We start from the raw sequence: 18,243 nt of genomic DNA on the forward strand, positions 1-18,243 counted from the left end.
CCGACCGACGCACGTCAGGCCAGATTGACCTCCTTGTAGTAATACATGCACTTGCGAACGTATTCGTAGGAGCAGCAGAACTTTTCGGCAGCCATGTACATGGCATCGACCTTGCCCGTTCCGCGGCCCACGAGTTCGTTCACATACTCCCTCACCACCAATACTTTACACCGGACCGTATCCACTACGCCCATGCGAATGAGCCTTTCGACCACTTCGCCGGCATGATGGCCGGGAAACATCCGCTCCACCTCACCTATCAACTGCTTGTCGTAAACCGTCAATGTCATCGCACTTCGCTTTTCAATCTGTTCCGTATGCCGTCTCCGCACAAAGGCAGAACCGGCCGTTAAAAAAACGTCTGTTCCACGACGCCCTTCACGGCGTTCTGCGCCTGGGTAATGTCCGATTCGAGAACATAGAGCGTCGTTCCCGCAAGTACCCTCCGCACAATATCCTCCACTTCGGCCGCCGTGACGGGGCGTCCAGCTCCCTCTTCCGCGCCTCCGCCCGCCGCGGGCCACTCGGCCTCCTGCGTACCGTACATCGTCGTGAATACCGCTGCCTCTACCCGGGCATAGGGCAAGGCCCCGCCCTGCGCCTGCCCTGCCGGAGCGGCGCTGTTTTTCCTTACTGTCATAAAATCAACCGTTTAAACTATCTTCGTAAAAATGCACCGCGTCGAGGGTGAGGAGGGATGGTAGTCGCACACCTCCTCCAGCCGCCAGTCGCTCCACTCACCGTCGACATACAGTCTGAAACGGGCCCGGAAATCCCGCATCAGGTAGTTCGGACGGATAAGTGCTTCGATGTCGTCCGACCAAAGCCGCACCCAGGCCTCCAGCCGCACCCCTCCGGCGTACACCGCCACCAGACCGTCCCACCAGCGGTGCAGCCCCGCCGCCCCGTCCCGGTCTTCGTAACAAAGCGTACGTCCTGCATCCGACTCTTCCGGCAGCACGCAATCCGACACCCCGCCGCAGGGCGATTCCGGCACGATGATGCCGGAGGGACACTCCGGCGCATGAAATGCGGCGAAAGGATAGGACTCTGCGAAGCCGGGCCAATCCCACCGCTCTCCCCGGGGCAGCTCTCGAAGGCCGAAGTAGTGCACCACCTTGGCGGGAAAATTGAGGTCGTCCGTCCCCTCCGACGACGCATCCATGTCTCCCGCTGCAACTACCGAAGCCGACGGGGCCGACGAGACGAAGCCGGTGAGATTGACCGACGTGGTGAAAAGCGGATTCTCGTACACCCTCTCCTGCGACCATCGCCACGGATTCCCCGTCTGCACGCTCCACCGGCCCAACCGACCGCCGTTGGCCGTATTGAAGGCAGCCGATGCCCCGTCGCCGCTGCGATACTCCCATGTGAGCGTACCGGGCACATCCGCAGCGAGTTCGCTCACCTTCCACGGCCGCGAAAGGTCGAGCCGGTCACTCCAGTCCACCACCGTGTCGTTGCGGTAGAAGAGTTCCCGCGGCTCGGCATAGACCGTCCGCCCCGGCTCGTCGGTGTAGAAACAGAGACCGAACATCTCCCGCAGGGCATTCACCACCTGCATGCGGTTCATGTCGTGGGCCCCCGCCTCGGCGAACGAGAGCGTATCGCCCAGCACCGGGTGAGGCAGAAAAACCGGACGCACCTCCGCCTCCACCAACCGGAACGGCATTCCCTCATCCGCCCCCGCGAAATAGAGGGTGTCGAAATATTTCGGTGAACCGGGCGTCACGGTCTCGGCAGCACTCCGGAGCGTAACTTCCACCTCCGTCTCCCCCGTCTCGGCGACGTAACCGTCGTAGAGGGCCCAATCCCCGACGAAATCGACGAAACTCCCCGACGCCTCCTGCCGCTGCATCCGCAAGTTCCCATAAGTGCCGGCCACCCCGGTACTCACCTTGACGGAACGCGAATAGAATTGGGCAAGCGTACGCTGAACGACCGTCCCCGTCCCGGTACGGCAGTCGGCGACGAGACGGTACGACAGCCCCTCCTCGTGGTCGAAAACGATGCACAGGAACTCCTTGCCCGTCCGGAATTCGTTCCGTCTGTCAGGAAACCGGTTGGCTATCCGGAACCGATGCAACTGCCCGCCTCCGAGATAAATCCGGTCGAAACCGGCCAGACGGTCACTGCCCGCCATACGGTAGCCGGTGACATAGCGCAGCCTGTACTCGAACCCGACCGCAACGCTGTAAGGGGGAACGAAAACCACCCGCTCTCCGTCGCGCCGAAAACATCCGCCCCGGGTGAATACCCGCTTCAGCGACACACCGTCACGCTCTTCGTCCGGGTCGGCCGTATCGACGATATTCCCCACGGTGTTGTAGGCCGCCAGCGGGTCGGCATACACCCGGCCTCCGCTGTCGGCGGTCGTCGCCGCCTCCCCGAAACGCGCCGCCAAAAAATCCATCCGCGAACGCAACAGGGTCGCGTCGCGTGTGGGGTAGTTGCCGCTCATGTACAGGGAATCGAAATAGGCACTGTCCACGAAAGCGGAGACGAGCCGATACCCGGCCTCCTCGAAAATGGCATGCAGTACCGACCGGAGATGGATGAAAGGGTGGTAATCCGTCTCCGTGAGTACGCGCTGGGCAGGCACGAGCCCGACCGAAGCGTTCTGCGGTTCATAACGCTGTCGCTGCAGGGGCAGCCACCGTACGGGTACCGGCGCCGTCCAGCTCCCGGCGATGGATTCGCCGTCCAGTTTGAAAGCATAATCGGGGAAAAGCGAAGAGAAGGTATGCTGCATGGCATGCACGGCCCACCGCTTTCCGGCACCGATGATATTGAACCGATACCGGCCCCCCTCCTCCTCCCGTTCGCAGGCCGTGAGCATGACATGCCCCTCCATTATCACACAGCCCTCTTGCTCCAGTCGCGCCGTGTGGAGCGAGGCATTGAACCTGTCACGGGCCATGAGCTGTTCGCAGTCGCCCATGAGTTCCCTGTTTCTGGCCGTCATGGGAATCGAGATGCTCTTCGTATATCCCGTCCTGCCATACTCCGGAGAGGTCACCGAAGCCACCGATACGGATACCGACACCGGGCAGGCGGCGTCCATATCCGCCAAACGTCCGTCAATGAATAGTTCCATAATGCTAAAAGTTTTGGGAAAGCCGGGGAGTCCTGTCCCTGACTGTAAGCGTTATCGTTCCGGGTACACCATTGCGGAACGCATGCGACAGCGGAAAGACATCCGTAGGGACGAAGCCCTCCTCCTCCACACGCCACACCCGCGGCGAAGCCGGAATGAGGGCGAGTCCTTCCATCCACAGACGCGGCAGATATCCCGACGAGAGTTCCGTACGGTCGGCGAGCCGTACGGAGGCAGCCGCATAACCGTCGTGGTTCAGGAAGGCTTCGCGCGAGGCTTCGAGATACCCGGCGTCCGGACGCCCGAACGTGTGGTAATCCAACCCTCCCATACGGTTGAACCAACAGAGGCGCACCGAACCGGGCTCCCGCGGCTCTATCCGGTAGTGTACTTCGGCGACAGACTCTCCCGCCACCCGCACCGTCACCCGCAGAGCAGCAACTCCGTCGGTTTGCACCCCGGCCGCAGCGAGCGTCGTCCGAACCGACGGCATCCCGACGACCAACGTCACGATGCCCCGCGAGGCGATATACTCCGGCGATTCGTACACGTACTCCGCCCCTCCGGACACTCTCCACGAATAAGTCATGCTGCAGCCGGGTACGAGCAGCGAAACCTCGTCGCTCTCGTCCCAGGCAATGGTACGGTGCATGGGAAGTGTAGTGAGCACCTCGTACTCCGAAAGCCGGCGCACGGCCCCCGTAAAGGTTCTGACCGGCGATACCGCACCGCCGCAACCCACCGCGGCAGTGACGAAACGTCCCGCATCCGAAAAGAGGCCGGTACTGTCCGCCGGAAACGGGACGGGCGTCAACAACCGGCGCATGTAGCAGGCGATATTCACCCGCGCCGCATCGCCGCCCGCTATCCGTTTCACGCCGACGGGAGTCTCCGCCCCCACCGTGAAGACCTCCGCATCGACGGTCTCCCCCGACGCGATACCCGTCAGGGTATAGACCAGAGGGCCGAAGACCGAATCGTAATTGTCCGGAACCCCTGAAAACATCACAGCCATACCGTCCTCCCTTCAATCGCAGTAAAACATCTCGGCTTCGAACTCCGCCGCCACGGCCGTCTCGCCCCGCGGCGTCAGAGGTTTCGTTTCGGGCGACACCTTCAGCCCGCGTACCGACCGCACCCGCTCACACGCCCGAACCGCTCCATACAGTGCCGCAGCATCGTCCTCCAGGATGCGCCACACCTCGCGCGAACCGGCATCGTCCGGCACCCCGGCCATCATGAGCCGAAGACGTACCGCATACGTATCGCGCCGTTCCCTCCGCCCCGACACCCTTTTCAACACGGGTACCGTCAGCCATACCGCCGGAAGCACGGTCACTTTCGCTGCCAGCAACGATTCGCTGCCGATATAAAACACATATCCCAAATCTTCCGCGGCACGTCTGAGCACAGCCGTCAAACTCTCCCTCTCCATAACCATATCTCTTGTTCGTTATCAATACGGCGCCCCATACCTTCATCGCCGTCCCTTTCCGGACTGCCGACAGGTTTTCCGATACTTTCACGGCATCGCTCCCTGCCGACGGCACAAAGATAAATAATCAATTAACGATTGTCAATATTTGAATACATGTTTTACTCAAAAAACAAGGGTATAATTTTAGAATCATTGACAAACAAAAGCTTAAAAACAAGACAAAAGAAGACGGCAACCTACAAATACTTCAAAATATGAATTAACCGACAGACAAGACACCGCTACTCCGCCCTGCACATCTCTCCGCCCCGGAGCCGGATACTGCAGACAGTGCTTCGACAAAGCAAACGAAACGGGAAGCCGCACAAAAGAAGCAAATGAAAACCGCACAAAAACGAAGACTAGCGGGAGCAAAGAGAACGAAAGATTCGGCTGCCGATACGGGCAACAGCGTCAGAACAGCGATAGCTGACCGGGCGCACAATGGAAAGTCAGACGGTGATGAGGTGTCAGGCCGTAACGAAGCACGGCCAACCGATGCTGCCGGGTAGGATACCCCTTGTTCGCATTCCATCCGTACTGCGGGTACTCCTCATGCAGCAGCTTCATTCTGTCGTCGCGGAAAGTCTTGGCCAATACCGATGCGGCTGCGATGGAGGCATAGAGGCCGTCGCCGCCCACGATGCACTCGAACGGGATACCGAGCGTGCTCCGGAACCTGTTGCCGTCTATCAGCAGCAGGCCGGGCCGGAAGGAGAGCCGCTCCACGGCCCGCGACATGCCGGCGAAAGAGGCGTTCAGGATGTTTATCCGGTCTATCTCCTCCGGCGAGACCTCGGCGACCGCCCACGCCACGGCATCGCGGAGGATGACATCGCGCATCAGGTAGCGGTTCTTCTCGCTCATCTTTTTGGAGTCGTTCAGCAGGGGATGGGCAAAACCGGGAGGCAGTATCACGGCTGCGGCGAACACCGGCCCCGCCAGACATCCGCGGCCCGCCTCATCGCACCCGGCCTCGGGCACCTCCCGTTGAAAACACTCCTTCAACATGCTCCGCCTCCCAATTGCATTCCCCGCAAAGGTACGAAATTCCCCGCACGGGAATCCCTTCCGAAAGGACAAAACACGGCAGTCCTCCGTTATTCGTCCACAGGGCGGAAGGAATCCAGGGGGGAATCACTAACTTTGCAGGAGTTCCGGCCGAGACCGGAATACGAACCGCATGAACAGACCGGACGTCATCAGGCAACCGTTGGGGGTAGTGGCAGCCACATTCGTGATAATGATGGCATGCGTAGTCATACGTGTGACAACCGCCCCCTACCCCGCGGAAACAGACCTCGCCGCCGACATGCCATTGGGCCGGGCCATCGACTCCCTCTTTCCGACCGGAGCCGCCGCCTGTACCGTCGGTCTCGTGGCAGCCATTTTGAACGCCACCCTCCTGGCCGGAATGATTGTCCGCTACTCGGTCAGCGCGGTGCGCACCTACCTTCCGATGGCCGTCTACGCCATGACCGCCTACGGCATCTGCTTTCCCGCAGGGTCGGTCAGCGCTACGCTGGTTCCGCTACTGTTGATACTCGGCAGCACGCAGATGATAGCCGCCTTCAAACGCTCCTATCAGTTCGAGCATGTCTTCAAATCGGCCTTCTGCATCGGCCTGCTCCCGATGCTCTACGCACCGGCACTCCCCCTTGTTCTCATCGTTCCAGTGACACTCGTCCTCTACCGACGCACGCTGCGCGAGGCGGTCGTCGCAGCGGCAGGCCTGCTCCTCCCCTTCTTCATATGTTCCGTAGTCTGGTGGGGGCTCGGCGACTCTTTCGGCCTCATGGGCCACGAACTTCTCGCCGGTACAACCCTCGGCGAAGACACGGCGCTGCCGGCACTTTTCGGAGAAAAGGGAGTCTGGAGCAAAGTCTATATCGGCCTTTTCGCCGCCCTGACACTCTGTTCCGCCATCATCATCCTGCGCACACTGCCTTCGCTCCGCACAAGGGCCAAAAAAATCCATATCCACTTTCTATGGCTGCTGCTCCTGTGCCTGATATCGCTCCTCCTGCCCGGCAGCACCATCGCCTCGCTGGGAGTGCTCGCCGTCCCCTGCTGCGTAACGGTCTCCGCATTCTTCATCCGCTACCGGGGTTGGCTGCCCCTCGCAATCTATACCGTTCTGACAGCACTCATGCTGTATATCAACCTCTTTCCGGGCGTGTGACACAATCGCTGCCTCTTCCTCCGGCATTATCTTCCTCCCCCGTCCGTCGGCCGATTCCGACCCCATACCGCATTCCGAAGACACCATACAAAGACGAATATTAAAAATATTCGGACATAATTTATACTATATTTAGTGCATTCACTATTCAAATAAAAGAAAACAAACATTACAAAACATACACTTCATACCACCAAATTACGATATTGTATTTTTACAATATCACATCGTATTTACAGTCAACAAATTATACCGACAGGCTCCACTACGGACAATGTGTCGGCAACTATCCTGCCCAGAGGCTGAAGGTTTGGGAAAAATATCCTACTTTTGAATTACACAATAAGCAGACTGTCATTGAATTGAGGGAATATACCCTGTACTTCCGAGGCACTTGCCCGCCCGAAGCACTACGGGTTTTCCTTCATGGCCGCAGCCGCAATGACCGGAAAGGAATCCGACACACAATTCCACACACTCCAACCTTCTACGATACGACGATGGACAGCAAAACCCAGCAGACCCGACAGCCGGTTATAACAAAAACCGTTCAGACACAAAGGATAGGCATACAGGTGTATGCCATCTCCCGTTACGCGATAGGCTATGTCATGCGCGGCCGGAAGTACATCTACTACGGCGACACCCGCTACGAAGTGAAACAGGGCGACCTGTTCTACCTCGACATCGGCAATCACTATATCGAAGATATCCCGGAAGAGGGCAAACCCTACGAGCAGATAACCTTGTTCTATTCACCCGAAAACCTGCACGAGATACTGACCACGCTCAGCATCAACTATCAGCTCGAAATAGACTCCGCCCACTCCTGTTCCGCATGCGACACCGACCTGTCGCACGTGTCCTACCCGGCATGGAACATGGTAAAACATTTCTTCAGCAACGTCAATCAATACCTCAAGGAAGACCTGTTCAGCGAGGCCCCCACGGCGGAGAAACTGAAAACTACCGAACTCGTCTACCTGATACTCTCCAATCCGGAGTGCTGCATCAAGAGCCGGATACTGAATGACGCCAACATGGCCGCCGAAGGATTCGAACAAATCATCCAGCAGCACATCTTCGACGGGCTGAGTACGGAGGAGCTGGCCGCCTTATGCCATAAGAGCCTGACCTCTTTCAAGAAGGAATTCGTCAAGCATTTCCACGAACCGCCCCACAAATGGTTTCTCAAACGACGGCTGACCCACTCCCGCCTGCTGCTCGTATCGACCAACAAATCCATCGCCGACATCGCTTCGGAATGCAGGTTCACCAATACCTCCCACTACATCAAGCTTTTCAAACAGGAGTACGGCGTCACTCCTGCCGTGTACAGGAACAACCAGCGCGGGATGACGGCCAAACGGCACGAAGAAGCCGAACAGGAACTCGCCTATAACTGACACCCCTGCCGACCGGGAACCGGCTCTTTATGCACCGGTCAGTCATACATACCCTTCCAACCACGGTATCCGCACATACGGCAGCAGCACTTCCTCACCAGTCTGCTGCTGCCGTATCCATATATCTTTCCCGGAAATATTTAAATTATTTTAATAATACAGCTATGTTTTTTAATAATTAATAAAAATCAACTAACAACAAAGCGGCGGATAAAAAAATAATCCATCCGTATCTTCAATTTTCCGAGCATTTTTTTGGGACATTAGAATTTTAATTTTATTTTTGTTACGATGTTTTACGGAATGAGGTTTCCGTACCTCATTAACCTAACTGACCTAACCTGATGAAATGGGGCAGACGTGAGTCTTCCCCATCTTCATTTTTATGCTCTCCGGGATGCCGGGCCATGCTCTGCCGCATCACCTTTTGAAGCTGAGCGCCCTTATCTTTTTGGAGAGCGTACCGCAAATCTCCCGTTCAGCGATACCCGTGAGCACATCCGGCGCGTCATGCCACCGATTGGTCCGGAAAATACGCCGATAGGAAAGCAGGTCGTGCGCGAACTCCGGCCAACGCGCCACCCAGTCCACAGGCATGCAGATATTCCGGAGTACCGCCGAAGCATTGGAAAGAATACGCGCCTCCTTGTTGGCGCTTTGACAGAACCATCCTATCCGGTGATTGGGGCACAGCCGCGACACGGCCCGCGCAAAGCCGCGCCCACCGTTATTGCTCTCCACCAGCACGTCGCATCCCGGGACCTGTTGCAGCATCACGGCCACCACTTCTTCGGTCACCTCCATCCCCTCCCGCGAATAGACGACCTCCGTCACATAGATGCGCCGCTGTGCATCCACCGCATAACAGACCGAACAGAGATAATCGTCACCCGTATCGGCCGTATCCGTATAGTTCGCATAACGTACTAGGGTCTCCGGCAGTTGTTCATACAGCATGAACCGGTCGCCGTACAGCAACCCCTGCGCCGCGGAGGGATGTCCCTGATACATGCACTCGAAACGGAGTGGGTCGAGTTTCATCCGTTCGGCGAGCAACCCGGTACTATGACGTTCCCCCCACAGCGGTTCTCCCTCGGACCGAGGGTCTATCTCGGTCGGCGGCGAACGTTTGACGGCTTCGAAATTCAGCAGCAGCCAACCGTTCCCGTTTTCCCGTTCGATTTGGTTCCACGACTTCAGCTCCGTCACCTCCTCTTTGGCGACCAGCTGGCCTATAAGGTCCTCCTCATGCCACCGGGTAAATACGATAAGTTCGCGCGAAGCGTTGTGCATCCTCGTCCTTACCACCGAAGTGTACCACTCCCAACAGTTCTCACGAATCAGCGGCGAGTTGGCCTCCATGGCATCCTTATACAGGTCGTCCAGAATGAATACATCCACCCGGTTTCCCGTCAGGGAACCTTCCCGGCCGACCGAAAGGAGTTCGCCGCTGCAGCCTATCACTTCCGCCATATCCGCCGTACGCACATAATCCGACCGTTCTCCCGCCCGTTTTATCGACGTTCCGGGAAATAGGGCTCGATACAGGGCCGAATCCATTATCCGCTGCACCCGCTTATTGAACCTGTTGGCCAATGCGGCGCTGTACGATGCAATGGCTATTTTCAGGTCGGGGTCCAGCCCCAGCATATAAGCCGGCAGCAGCGTCGTAGACCCCAGGGACTTGCCGTGCTGGGGAGGTATCGTGACCATCAGCCGCCTGATGCGCCCTCTCGCAAACGCCTCCAGTACCCGGTAATACGCCGCATGAAACCCTCCTTTCTCAAGTCCCGGAAACACCCTATCGGCAAACTCCGTAAAAGCGGGCACCTCCGTCTTCTCCTTTGCTCTCTCCATCCCTATATCCCTAAAAAAACGGCAGGACATGATACCGCAGGGCCCCGTACCGGCACACTCGGTACGGGGCCCGCAATCCGGTACGGTTTCCTACTGCATGACAAGTACGGTATCCTTCAGCCGCTTGAAACAGAAATCATTCAACACCTCCCCGGCGCCCGGCACGACGGTAACGAACTCCCACCACACCGGGACCACATCGCTTATATGGCTCACCGTACACCCCTCGGGCATGGTCTCCGCCTCACGGTAGACGATAAGCGTCGCCGTCAGCGTGGAGTAAAACCCATCGCCGTCCACATCGATGCTTCCGTTATAGTAATATCCGTCGCCGACCGCCTCCAGCAGAGAAGAAGCCGCCTGGGCATACATCGCCTGCCCTACCTCTATCACACGATTGTCGTCTGCGAATTTAATATCCGCTCCCCCCGAAACAGTTTCTACAAAATCGAATCCTTTCATAACGATTACATTTTTACAAGGCTATCCATACCATTTAAAACACGTCGATTCTATCTTTAACAGTGTTCATAAACTTCCCGTTTCCACGACACTGTGCAAAGTTCACAAATATCACATAACCAATCAAAACAGGTCATTATCGACACCTCTCGACAACACAAAAGAATAGTAAAATAACACAAACCAGCCGAATTTGACGAAATCATTTGGATTATTCCATTAAAGTTCTTAACTTTGCAAGACAAAGGTATAATCAAATATTGAACAAAACAATACTTGAAGCAAAAAATTTCGGATAATGAAAAGCGAACAGGTCGGAGCACGCGTCAAAGAGATGCGTAAAGCGCTCGGAATGAAGCAGGATGAGTTATCGAGTATCCTCGGTATCGGCAAAAGCGCACTCTCCATGATAGAGACGGGAAGAGCGGCCCTTTCCGAACGCAACAAGAACATCCTTATTCAGGAATTGAACCTTAATCCCCAGTGGATAGAGAGCGGCGAGGGGGAGATTTTCAACAGCCCGCTGGAAACGTTCGTCCCTTTCATCCGGCGTACGGACCGGACGCTGCCCATGCAGAGCGTACCTTTATATAATATCGAAGGCACGGCAGGACTTGTCCCGCTCTTCACGGGACAAACCCCCGTCCGCCCGGTGGATTACATCCATATTCCCAACCTGCCCAAGTGTGACGGGGCCATCTACATCGTCGGAGACAGCATGTACCCCTTGCTCAAAAGCGGAGACATCGTACTGTACAAAAAGATGAACAGCATTGACGACATTTTTTGGGGCGACATGTACCTGCTCTCGATAGATATCGACGGAGAGGAGTACATAACGGTGAAATACATCCAGAAATCCGAACACAACGGCTGCATCAAGCTGGTGAGCCAGAACCCGCACCATGCCGACAAGGATGTGAGTATCGACCGCATCAAGGCATTGGCTTTCATCAAAGCCAGCATCCGCATGAACTCCATGAAATAAAAACCCACCCGGGCTCCACCCGGAACGGTACATACCCACACAGCCCGGGAAAGTGCGTCACCATGGCGGACGGTTGCATTATCGGCCTCGGAACCTGAAAATTGACGACAGTACACCTTTCTCCCTGCGTTTTCGGGCCTGCATTCCATCACTCCGCGTCCCATCGAAAGAGGCCGTTTCGCATTGAATCATACAGTTCAATGCGAAACGGCCTCTTTCGTCCTCGTATGTTTTTCCTGCTCGGCCAGCTACTGTCCAACCGCTTGTCGTTCTTCTCTGCTCCCACCGTATCGCCCTATCCACAAAGACTGCATCGACAACGAACTCCTCCTGTTCCCTGCCACTTCCTATTTTCGCCAGCCCCGTCGGTTAAACCGTTCACGGAATAAAACAGATACCGTTCCATGGCCTTTCATCTCTCTGCATGCGAACTCCGAAAAGATAATTCCAGCCCTGCCGCATTTCCCCGTCTATTCTACACAGGTTCCACATCCACTCAGCGCATACCCTGCGTTAAGGGACAGACCATCACATACTCCGTCTCCCTCTCTTCGACAATCCCGAAGCCTGCGGCAAGATACATCCGTACCGCATAGTTCGCTTTATCCACCGACAGAGAGACCTGCCCGTAACCGCAGGCATACAGCAAAGCGAGCATTTCCTGCATCATGGCCGTTCCAATCCCTACTCCCCTCCAGGCCTTATGCACGGAAATGGCCAAAGAAGGAGTCGCATCGTTGATATGTCCGTAATCCTCCATGATGCGACACCAGACAGCTCCCACGACTCGCCCTTCCGCTTCCGCAACCAATGCCCTGTCATGTTTCGAGGTACCGAACCCGACATAATATACCTGTAACTCAGGACTATCGACAATTACCTCCGGGGGCACAGCCGCTCCTTCAGGAATAAAAATCGCTTCATACAGAAATCCGCGTAGTAAATGATACTCCGCTTCTTCCATCTTTCTTATCACAATGCCCATCCTGTCGCTTGCACTTTTCGCATAAGTAGTCCCTGGTATCATATCATGCATCGCAAGATAAACAATCCCTGCCAATTCTCCCACATTTTCTGCCTGCAAGCCACTCGTCGCACGTCCGTGCTATACGCACGACAGCCTATTTCACGATTCAATCTCTCCTGACCCACTGCTCAGCCTGCATGCAACAGCATCCGGAAGCAAAACACCGACACCGCACAAACAAAACAGAAACCTCATATTATTTCTTTCGTGTTTCTCTGTCGGTCATTCCCGCTTCCGGCTGCATACGAAAACATATCCAAAGCAAAGCACTGATACCGAACGCAGATTCTCCTCCCGTTATCCTGCCGGTCAGTCCTTCTTTTCCACTGTTGCAACCAACCGTATCCGACCGCAACAGTCCGGAGCCACAATTCTGCTTTCAGGCCCCCTCGCCAAAAACTTCTCGGCTCCTTCAGCCTCTCCTGTTCAGAGTATTTTCGAGCATGGGAGAGGCGATTGCATGCGAAGACAAGGCCGGAAGCACGCCAGACACGGTACGAAAAACACAAATAACATCCGTCGGATAAAACGATACAAGAATCAATAAACCCTGTTTAGACCAAAGCATTCCTATAAGGAAGAGGAGGCCCAATCCAAAGTTTCCGTATCGGATGGGGGATATGAAGCCGGCACACAACAGGTTTCGGAGACACCTTCTCCAACGGAGATTGGTTTGTTCCGAATGGCCGACCGAGAAAAGAAAAGTCCTACGGCAGAGAAAGAATAGACACAAAAAAGCGCCGTTGAAACCGCTATCCGCTACCAAAGGGCAAAACACAAAAAAAGCGCCGATTGTGAATCGGCGCTTGAAGAGGCGGCTACCTACTCTCCCACAACTAAATGCAGTACCATCGGCGTGAATGGGCTTAACTTCTCTGTTCGGAATGGGAAGAGGTGGGACCCCACTGCTATTACCACCTAAATCTCGTATGTACCTTCATCCTACTGTCGTTCCGAACCGAACCTGCGACAAACTACGGTACATCGTCTTTGGAATCCATTGACTTAAAGGATGAGAAAAAGTCTTGTGCAGAAAGTCGTTCGGGTAATTAGTACCGCTCGGCTTTGACATTGCTGCCTTTACACCTGCGGCCTATCAACGTAGTAGTCTCCTACGACCCTCTAGGGAAATCTTATCTTGGGGTAGGCTTCGCGCTTAGATGCTTTCAGCGCTTATCCTGTCCGAACGTGGTTACCCGGCGGTACACCTGGCGGCATAACCGGTACACCAGAGGTTCGTCCAACTCGGTCCTCTCGTACTAAAGTCAGGACCCCTCAAATTTCCTGCGCCCACAACAGATAGAGACCGAACTGTCTCACGACGTTCTGAACCCAGCTCGCGTGCCACTTTAATCGGCGAACAGCCGAACCCTTGGGACCTTCTCCAGCCCCAGGATGTGACGAGCCGACATCGAGGTGCCAAACCGCCGCGTCGATATGAGCTCTTGGCGGCGATCAGCCTGTTATCCCCGGAGTACCTTTTATCCTTTGAGCGATGGCCAGTCCACACAGAACCACCGGATCACTATGCCCTGCTTTCGCACCTGGTCGACTTGTTGGTCTCACAGTCAAGCACCCTTGTGCCATTGCACTCTACGCACGGTTACCATTCGTGCTGAGGGTACCTTGGGAAGCCTCCGTTACGCTTTTGGAGGCGACCACCCCAGTCAAACTACCCACCAAACGGTGTCCCCTTCGCAGGGTTAGAACTCAAATACACAAAGGGCAGTATTTCAACGTTGACTCCACGAATACTGGCGTACCCGCTTCATTGTCTCCTGCCTATCCTACACATCGTATACCCAAATTCAGCGTTAAGCTGCAGTAAAGGTTCACGGGGTCTTTTCGTCCCGTTGCGGGTACCCGGCATCTTCACCGGGACTACAATTTCACCGAGCTCACGGTTGAGACAGTGTCCAGATCGTTACACCATTCGTGCAGGTCGGAACTTACCCGACAAGGAATTTCGCTACCTTAGGACCGTTATAGTTACGGCCGCCGTTTACTGGGGCTTCGATTCAATGCTTCTCTTGCGATGACATCCCCTCTTAACCTTCCAGCACCGGGCAGGTGTCAGGCCCTATACGTCTTCTTTCGAATTTGCAGAGCCCTGTGTTTTTGCTAAACAGTCGCCTGGACCTCTTCGCTGCGCCCATCTTGCGATGGGACCCCTTATTCCGAAGTTACGGGGTTAATTTGCCTAGTTCCTTAACCGTGAATCACTCGAGCACCTTAGGATACTCTCCTCGACCACCTGTGTCGGTTTACGGTACGGGTGATATGAACCTGAAGCTTAGAAGTTTTTCTCGGAAGTCCGCTTGGGCCAACTATCCGCTCACCCGTAGGCTTGCGGTACTGTCGGATTTCAGCATCAGAAAGCTCTTAACCTCCCGATTTACCTACATCCTTTAACCAACTATTCCGTCAGTTGGCGTGGCTTACGCCCCTTCGTCTCTCCGTCGCAGTCCATATCAGTATCGGAATATTAACCGATTGTCCATCGAAATCACCTTTCGGCTTATCCTTAGGTCCCGACTAACCCTGATCCGATTAACGTTGATCAGGAAACCTTGGTCTTGCGGTGGGCGGGTTTCTCGCCCGCCTTATCGTTACTTATGCCTACATTTGCTTTTCCATACGCTCCACCATAGCTCACGCTACAACTTCGACGCGAATGGAATGCTCCCCTACCGATCCGTAGATCCCAGAGCTTCGGCGGTATACTTGATGCCCGTTTATTATCCACGCACAACCGCTCGACTAGTGAGCTGTTACGCACTCTTTAAATGAATAGCTGCTTCCAAGCTAACATCCTAGCTGTCGCTGCAGTCGCACATCGTTAGTTCAACTTAGTATACTCTTCGGGGCCTTAGCTGCTGGTCTGAGTTGTTCCTCTCTCGTGGCCGGACATTAGCACCCAGCCGCTCACTGCTCTAAATCATTCTACTGGCATTCGGAGTTTGTCAGGATTTGGTAGGCGGTGAAGCCCCCGCATCCAATCAGTAGCTCTACCTCCAGTAGACTATTAAAACGCTGCTCCTAAAAGCATTTCGGGGAGTACGAGCTATTTCCCAGCTTGATTAGCCTTTCACCCCTACCCTCAGCTCATCCGGAAGCTTTTCAACGCTTATCGGTGCAGACCTCCATTCGGTGTTACCCGAACTTCATCTTGGCCAAGGGTAGATCGCAAGGTTTCGCGTCTACGACCACTAACTATACGCCCTATTCAGACTCGCTTTCGCTTCGGCTCCGTGACTCCTGCCACTTAACCTCGCTAGTGATCAGTAACTCGTAGGCTCATTATGCAAAAGGCACGACGTCACCACACGAAGTGGCTCCGACCGATTGTAGGCGAACGGTTTCAGGTTCTATTTCACTCCCCTGTTCGGGGTACTTTTCACCTTTCCTTCACAGTACTGGTTCACTATCGGTCTCTTGGTAGTATTTAGCCTTACCGGGTGGTCCCGGCAGATTCAGACAGGATTCCTCGTGTCCCGCCCTACTCAGGATACTGCCTTCTTTACCTCGATTACCCGTACGCAGCTTTCATGCTCTTCGGCCGGCTTTTCCAAAACCGTTCCGGTTCTCTCAGTATCGAATCCCGCAGTCCTACAACCCCGACATTGCCGTAACAACGTCGGTTTAGGCTTCTTCCCTTTCGCTCGCCGCTACTCAGGAAATCGATGTTTCTTTCTTCTCCTCCTCCTACTTAGATGTTTCAGTTCAGAGGGTTAGCCCACCTTACGGTGTGACTGGCCTCCTGCCAGCCGGGTTGTCCCATTCGGATATCTGCGGATCAAGTCTCGTTTGCAAATCCCCGCAGCTTTTCGCAGCTTACCACGTCCTTCTTCGCCTCCAAGAGCCTAGGCATCCCCCATTCGCCCTTAATTACTTTCTTCCAGTATGCACCGCCTTTTGCTCGGTACATACCCTCTTTCTCATCCCTTAATCATGTCAATGAACTCTTCAGTCCCTGAGGACTTCGAGCAGTATCGCGGTTTCGCTCCGCTACACCTCTATAGTGATACTGCTGTAGAAGTCTTTGAAGTGTGAGCAGCTAATACCTTTGGATTAGCCTCCAGAAAGGAGGTGTTCCAGCCGCACCTTCCGGTACGGCTACCTTGTTACGACTTAGCCCCAGTCATCAGTTTTGCCCTAGGACGCTCCTCGCGGTAACGTACTTCAGGCACCCCCGACTCCCATGGCTTGACGGGCGGTGTGTACAAGGCCCGGGAACGTATTCACCGCGCCATGGCTGATGCGCGATTACTAGCGAATCCAACTTCATGGAGGCGAGTTTCAGCCTCCAATCCGAACTGAGACCGGCTTTCGAGATTCGCATCCTGTCACCAGGTAGCTGCCCTCTGTACCGACCATTGTAACACGTGTGTCGCCCCGGACGTAAGGGCCGTGCTGATTTGACGTCATCCCCACCCTCCTCTCGGCTTACACCGGCAGTCTCGTTAGAGTCCCCACCTTCACGTGCTGGTAACTAACGATAGGGGTTGCGCTCGTTATGGGACTTAACCCGACACCTCACGGCACGAGCTGACGACAACCATGCAGCACCTAGTTTCGTGCCCCGAAGGGAAGACACCTTTCGGCATCCGTCACTAACTTTCAAGCCCGGGTAAGGTTCCTCGCGTATCATCGAATTAAACCACATGTTCCTCCGCTTGTGCGGGCCCCCGTCAATTCCTTTGAGTTTCATTCTTGCGAACGTACTCCCCAGGTGGATAACTTATCGCTTTCGCTTGGTCACCGACTGTATATCGCCGACAACGAGTTATCATCGTTTACTGCGTGGACTACCAGGGTATCTAATCCTGTTTGCTCCCCACGCTTTCGTGCCTCAGCGTCCGATATAGATTTGTAAGCTGCCTTCGCAATCGGTGTTCTGTGTGATCTCTATGCATTTCACCGCTACACCACACATTCCGCCTACAGCATCTACTCGCTAGCAAACCAGTATCAGAGGCAGTGCCAAGGTTGAGCCTCGGAATTTCACCTCTAACTTAATCTGCCGCCTACGCACCCTTTAAACCCAATAAATCCGGATAACGCTTGGATCCTCCGTATTACCGCGGCTGCTGGCACGGAGTTAGCCGATCCTTATTCGTACTATACTTTCAATACGGTACACGTACCGCAAATTACCCTAGTACAAAAGCAGTTTACAACTCATAGAGCCGTCTTCCTGCACGCGGCATGGCTGGTTCAGGCTTCCGCCCATTGACCAATATTCCTCACTGCTGCCTCCCGTAGGAGTCTGGTCCGTGTCTCAGTACCAGTGTGGGGGGTTAACCTCTCAGTCCCCCTATGTATCGTCGCCTTGGTGAGCCGTTACCTCACCAACTAGCTAATACAACGCATGCCCATCTGACACCACCAAAGCTTTCAACCAACATAGATGCCTATATCGGTATTATGGGGTATTAGACCAAATTTCTTCGGATTATCCCCCTGTGTCAGGCAGGTTGCATACGCGTTACGCACCCGTCCGCCGGTCGCCACCATAAAGAGTAAACTCTTTAACGTGCTGCCCCTCGACTTGCATGTGTTAGGCCTGCCGCTAGCGTTCATCCTGAGCCAGGATCAAACTCTCCATTGTAATGAATTGTTATAAATCTTGGCTATATCTCAAAGGTATTTTTGATATCCGGTCATTGCTGACCTGGATAAACTTTAGCTGCTCAAATATCTTCAAAGAACTTGTTTCTTTATTGCTTTCTCCGCAATTTGCGTTT

The 18,243-nt window shown here is 54.9% G+C and carries 12 protein-coding genes and 3 rRNA genes; 3 read left to right on the top strand and 12 right to left on the bottom strand.

Annotated features, from left to right (window positions below; all coding sequences use genetic code 11):
• Window positions 1-14: 14 nt before the first annotated feature.
• From BQ5361_RS06400 to BQ5361_RS06425, 6 genes are all read right to left on the bottom strand, one after another.
• Window positions 15-290, bottom strand: coding sequence for a hypothetical protein (locus BQ5361_RS06400; RefSeq protein WP_035474194.1), 276 nt, complete (start codon window positions 288-290; stop codon window positions 15-17).
• Between the two features lie 59 nt (window positions 291-349).
• The gene (locus BQ5361_RS06405) at window positions 350-640 is read right to left on the bottom strand and encodes a hypothetical protein (protein WP_022063889.1); all 291 of its coding nucleotides are present in this window, start codon (window positions 638-640) and stop codon (window positions 350-352) included.
• Between the two features lie 12 nt (window positions 641-652).
• Window positions 653-3,097: a hypothetical protein gene (locus tag BQ5361_RS06410; RefSeq protein ID WP_035474173.1), complete on the bottom strand. Its 2,445-nt coding sequence runs from the start codon at window positions 3,095-3,097 to the stop codon at window positions 653-655.
• Window positions 3,098-3,101: 4 nt separating this feature from the next.
• Window positions 3,102-4,112 (bottom strand): hypothetical protein, encoded by a 1,011-nt coding sequence (locus BQ5361_RS06415; RefSeq protein ID WP_143047529.1) that lies wholly within the window; start codon window positions 4,110-4,112, stop codon window positions 3,102-3,104.
• A 12-nt stretch (window positions 4,113-4,124) separates the two neighbouring features.
• Window positions 4,125-4,538 (bottom strand): hypothetical protein, encoded by a 414-nt coding sequence (locus BQ5361_RS06420; protein ID WP_143047530.1) that lies wholly within the window; start codon window positions 4,536-4,538, stop codon window positions 4,125-4,127.
• A 450-nt stretch (window positions 4,539-4,988) separates the two neighbouring features.
• Window positions 4,989-5,585, bottom strand: coding sequence for a ribonuclease HII (locus BQ5361_RS06425; RefSeq protein WP_022063893.1), 597 nt, complete (start codon window positions 5,583-5,585; stop codon window positions 4,989-4,991).
• Between the two features lie 172 nt (window positions 5,586-5,757).
• Here BQ5361_RS06425 and BQ5361_RS06430 point away from each other — a divergent pair, with 172 nt between their 5' ends.
• Together BQ5361_RS06430 and BQ5361_RS06435 are read left to right on the top strand one after the other, a co-directional pair.
• Window positions 5,758-6,756: a hypothetical protein gene (locus BQ5361_RS06430; protein WP_035474179.1), complete on the top strand. Its 999-nt coding sequence runs from the start codon at window positions 5,758-5,760 to the stop codon at window positions 6,754-6,756.
• A 500-nt stretch (window positions 6,757-7,256) separates the two neighbouring features.
• Window positions 7,257-8,162: an AraC family transcriptional regulator gene (locus tag BQ5361_RS06435; protein ID WP_035474185.1), complete on the top strand. Its 906-nt coding sequence runs from the start codon at window positions 7,257-7,259 to the stop codon at window positions 8,160-8,162.
• Between the two features lie 420 nt (window positions 8,163-8,582).
• Here BQ5361_RS06435 and terL read toward each other — a convergent pair whose 3' ends face one another.
• Complete coding sequence (gene terL / locus BQ5361_RS06440; RefSeq protein WP_035474187.1) at window positions 8,583-10,019, bottom strand: phage terminase large subunit; 1,437 nt, start codon at window positions 10,017-10,019, stop codon at window positions 8,583-8,585.
• A 90-nt stretch (window positions 10,020-10,109) separates the two neighbouring features.
• The gene (locus BQ5361_RS06445) at window positions 10,110-10,481 is read right to left on the bottom strand and encodes a hypothetical protein (RefSeq protein WP_022063897.1); all 372 of its coding nucleotides are present in this window, start codon (window positions 10,479-10,481) and stop codon (window positions 10,110-10,112) included.
• Window positions 10,482-10,779: 298 nt separating this feature from the next.
• Between BQ5361_RS06445 and BQ5361_RS06450 the strand changes: the two genes are divergently transcribed.
• Window positions 10,780-11,469, top strand: coding sequence for an XRE family transcriptional regulator (locus BQ5361_RS06450; protein WP_022063898.1), 690 nt, complete (start codon window positions 10,780-10,782; stop codon window positions 11,467-11,469).
• A gap of 496 nt (window positions 11,470-11,965) precedes the next feature.
• On the opposite strand, the gene BQ5361_RS06455 is transcribed toward BQ5361_RS06450, so the two are convergent.
• The 4 genes from BQ5361_RS06455 to BQ5361_RS06470 all read right to left on the bottom strand — a co-directional run bounded on the left by BQ5361_RS06455 (window position 11,966) and on the right by BQ5361_RS06470 (window position 18,107).
• Window positions 11,966-12,454, bottom strand: a complete 489-nt coding sequence (locus BQ5361_RS06455) for a GNAT family N-acetyltransferase (protein ID WP_071425053.1) — start codon at window positions 12,452-12,454, stop codon at window positions 11,966-11,968.
• 851 nt (window positions 12,455-13,305) lie between these two features.
• Window positions 13,306-13,418, bottom strand: a 5S ribosomal RNA gene (rrf, locus tag BQ5361_RS06460).
• Between the two features lie 106 nt (window positions 13,419-13,524).
• A 23S ribosomal RNA gene (locus BQ5361_RS06465) occupies window positions 13,525-16,394 on the bottom strand.
• Between the two features lie 184 nt (window positions 16,395-16,578).
• A 16S ribosomal RNA gene (locus BQ5361_RS06470) occupies window positions 16,579-18,107 on the bottom strand.
• Together the 16S, 23S and 5S rRNA genes form the textbook arrangement of a ribosomal RNA operon.
• Window positions 18,108-18,243 lie beyond the last annotated feature (136 nt).

The organism is Tidjanibacter massiliensis, assembly GCF_900104605.1.
Lineage (GTDB): Bacteria > Bacteroidota > Bacteroidia > Bacteroidales > Rikenellaceae > Tidjanibacter > Tidjanibacter inops.

What these genes read in the sequence shown, in the direction of transcription:
- BQ5361_RS06420 (WP_143047530.1), bottom strand. Translation starts at nt 4,538, where the DNA reads ATGGTTATGGAGAGGGAGAGTTTGACGGCTGTGCTCAGACGTGCCGCG.
- BQ5361_RS06415 (WP_143047529.1), bottom strand. Translation starts at nt 4,112, where the DNA reads ATGGCTGTGATGTTTTCAGGGGTTCCGGACAATTACGATTCGGTCTTC.
- BQ5361_RS06450 (WP_022063898.1), top strand. Translation starts at nt 10,780, where the DNA reads ATGAAAAGCGAACAGGTCGGAGCACGCGTCAAAGAGATGCGTAAAGCG.
- BQ5361_RS06445 (WP_022063897.1), bottom strand. Translation starts at nt 10,481, where the DNA reads ATGAAAGGATTCGATTTTGTAGAAACTGTTTCGGGGGGAGCGGATATT.
- BQ5361_RS06405 (WP_022063889.1), bottom strand. Translation starts at nt 640, where the DNA reads ATGACAGTAAGGAAAAACAGCGCCGCTCCGGCAGGGCAGGCGCAGGGC.
- BQ5361_RS06455 (WP_071425053.1), bottom strand. Translation starts at nt 12,454, where the DNA reads ATGGGCATTGTGATAAGAAAGATGGAAGAAGCGGAGTATCATTTACTA.
- BQ5361_RS06430 (WP_035474179.1), top strand. Translation starts at nt 5,758, where the DNA reads ATGAACAGACCGGACGTCATCAGGCAACCGTTGGGGGTAGTGGCAGCC.
- BQ5361_RS06400 (WP_035474194.1), bottom strand. Translation starts at nt 290, where the DNA reads ATGACATTGACGGTTTACGACAAGCAGTTGATAGGTGAGGTGGAGCGG.
- BQ5361_RS06435 (WP_035474185.1), top strand. Translation starts at nt 7,257, where the DNA reads ATGGACAGCAAAACCCAGCAGACCCGACAGCCGGTTATAACAAAAACC.
- BQ5361_RS06410 (WP_035474173.1), bottom strand. Translation starts at nt 3,097, where the DNA reads ATGGAACTATTCATTGACGGACGTTTGGCGGATATGGACGCCGCCTGC.
- terL (WP_035474187.1), bottom strand. Translation starts at nt 10,019, where the DNA reads ATGGAGAGAGCAAAGGAGAAGACGGAGGTGCCCGCTTTTACGGAGTTT.
- BQ5361_RS06425 (WP_022063893.1), bottom strand. Translation starts at nt 5,585, where the DNA reads ATGTTGAAGGAGTGTTTTCAACGGGAGGTGCCCGAGGCCGGGTGCGAT.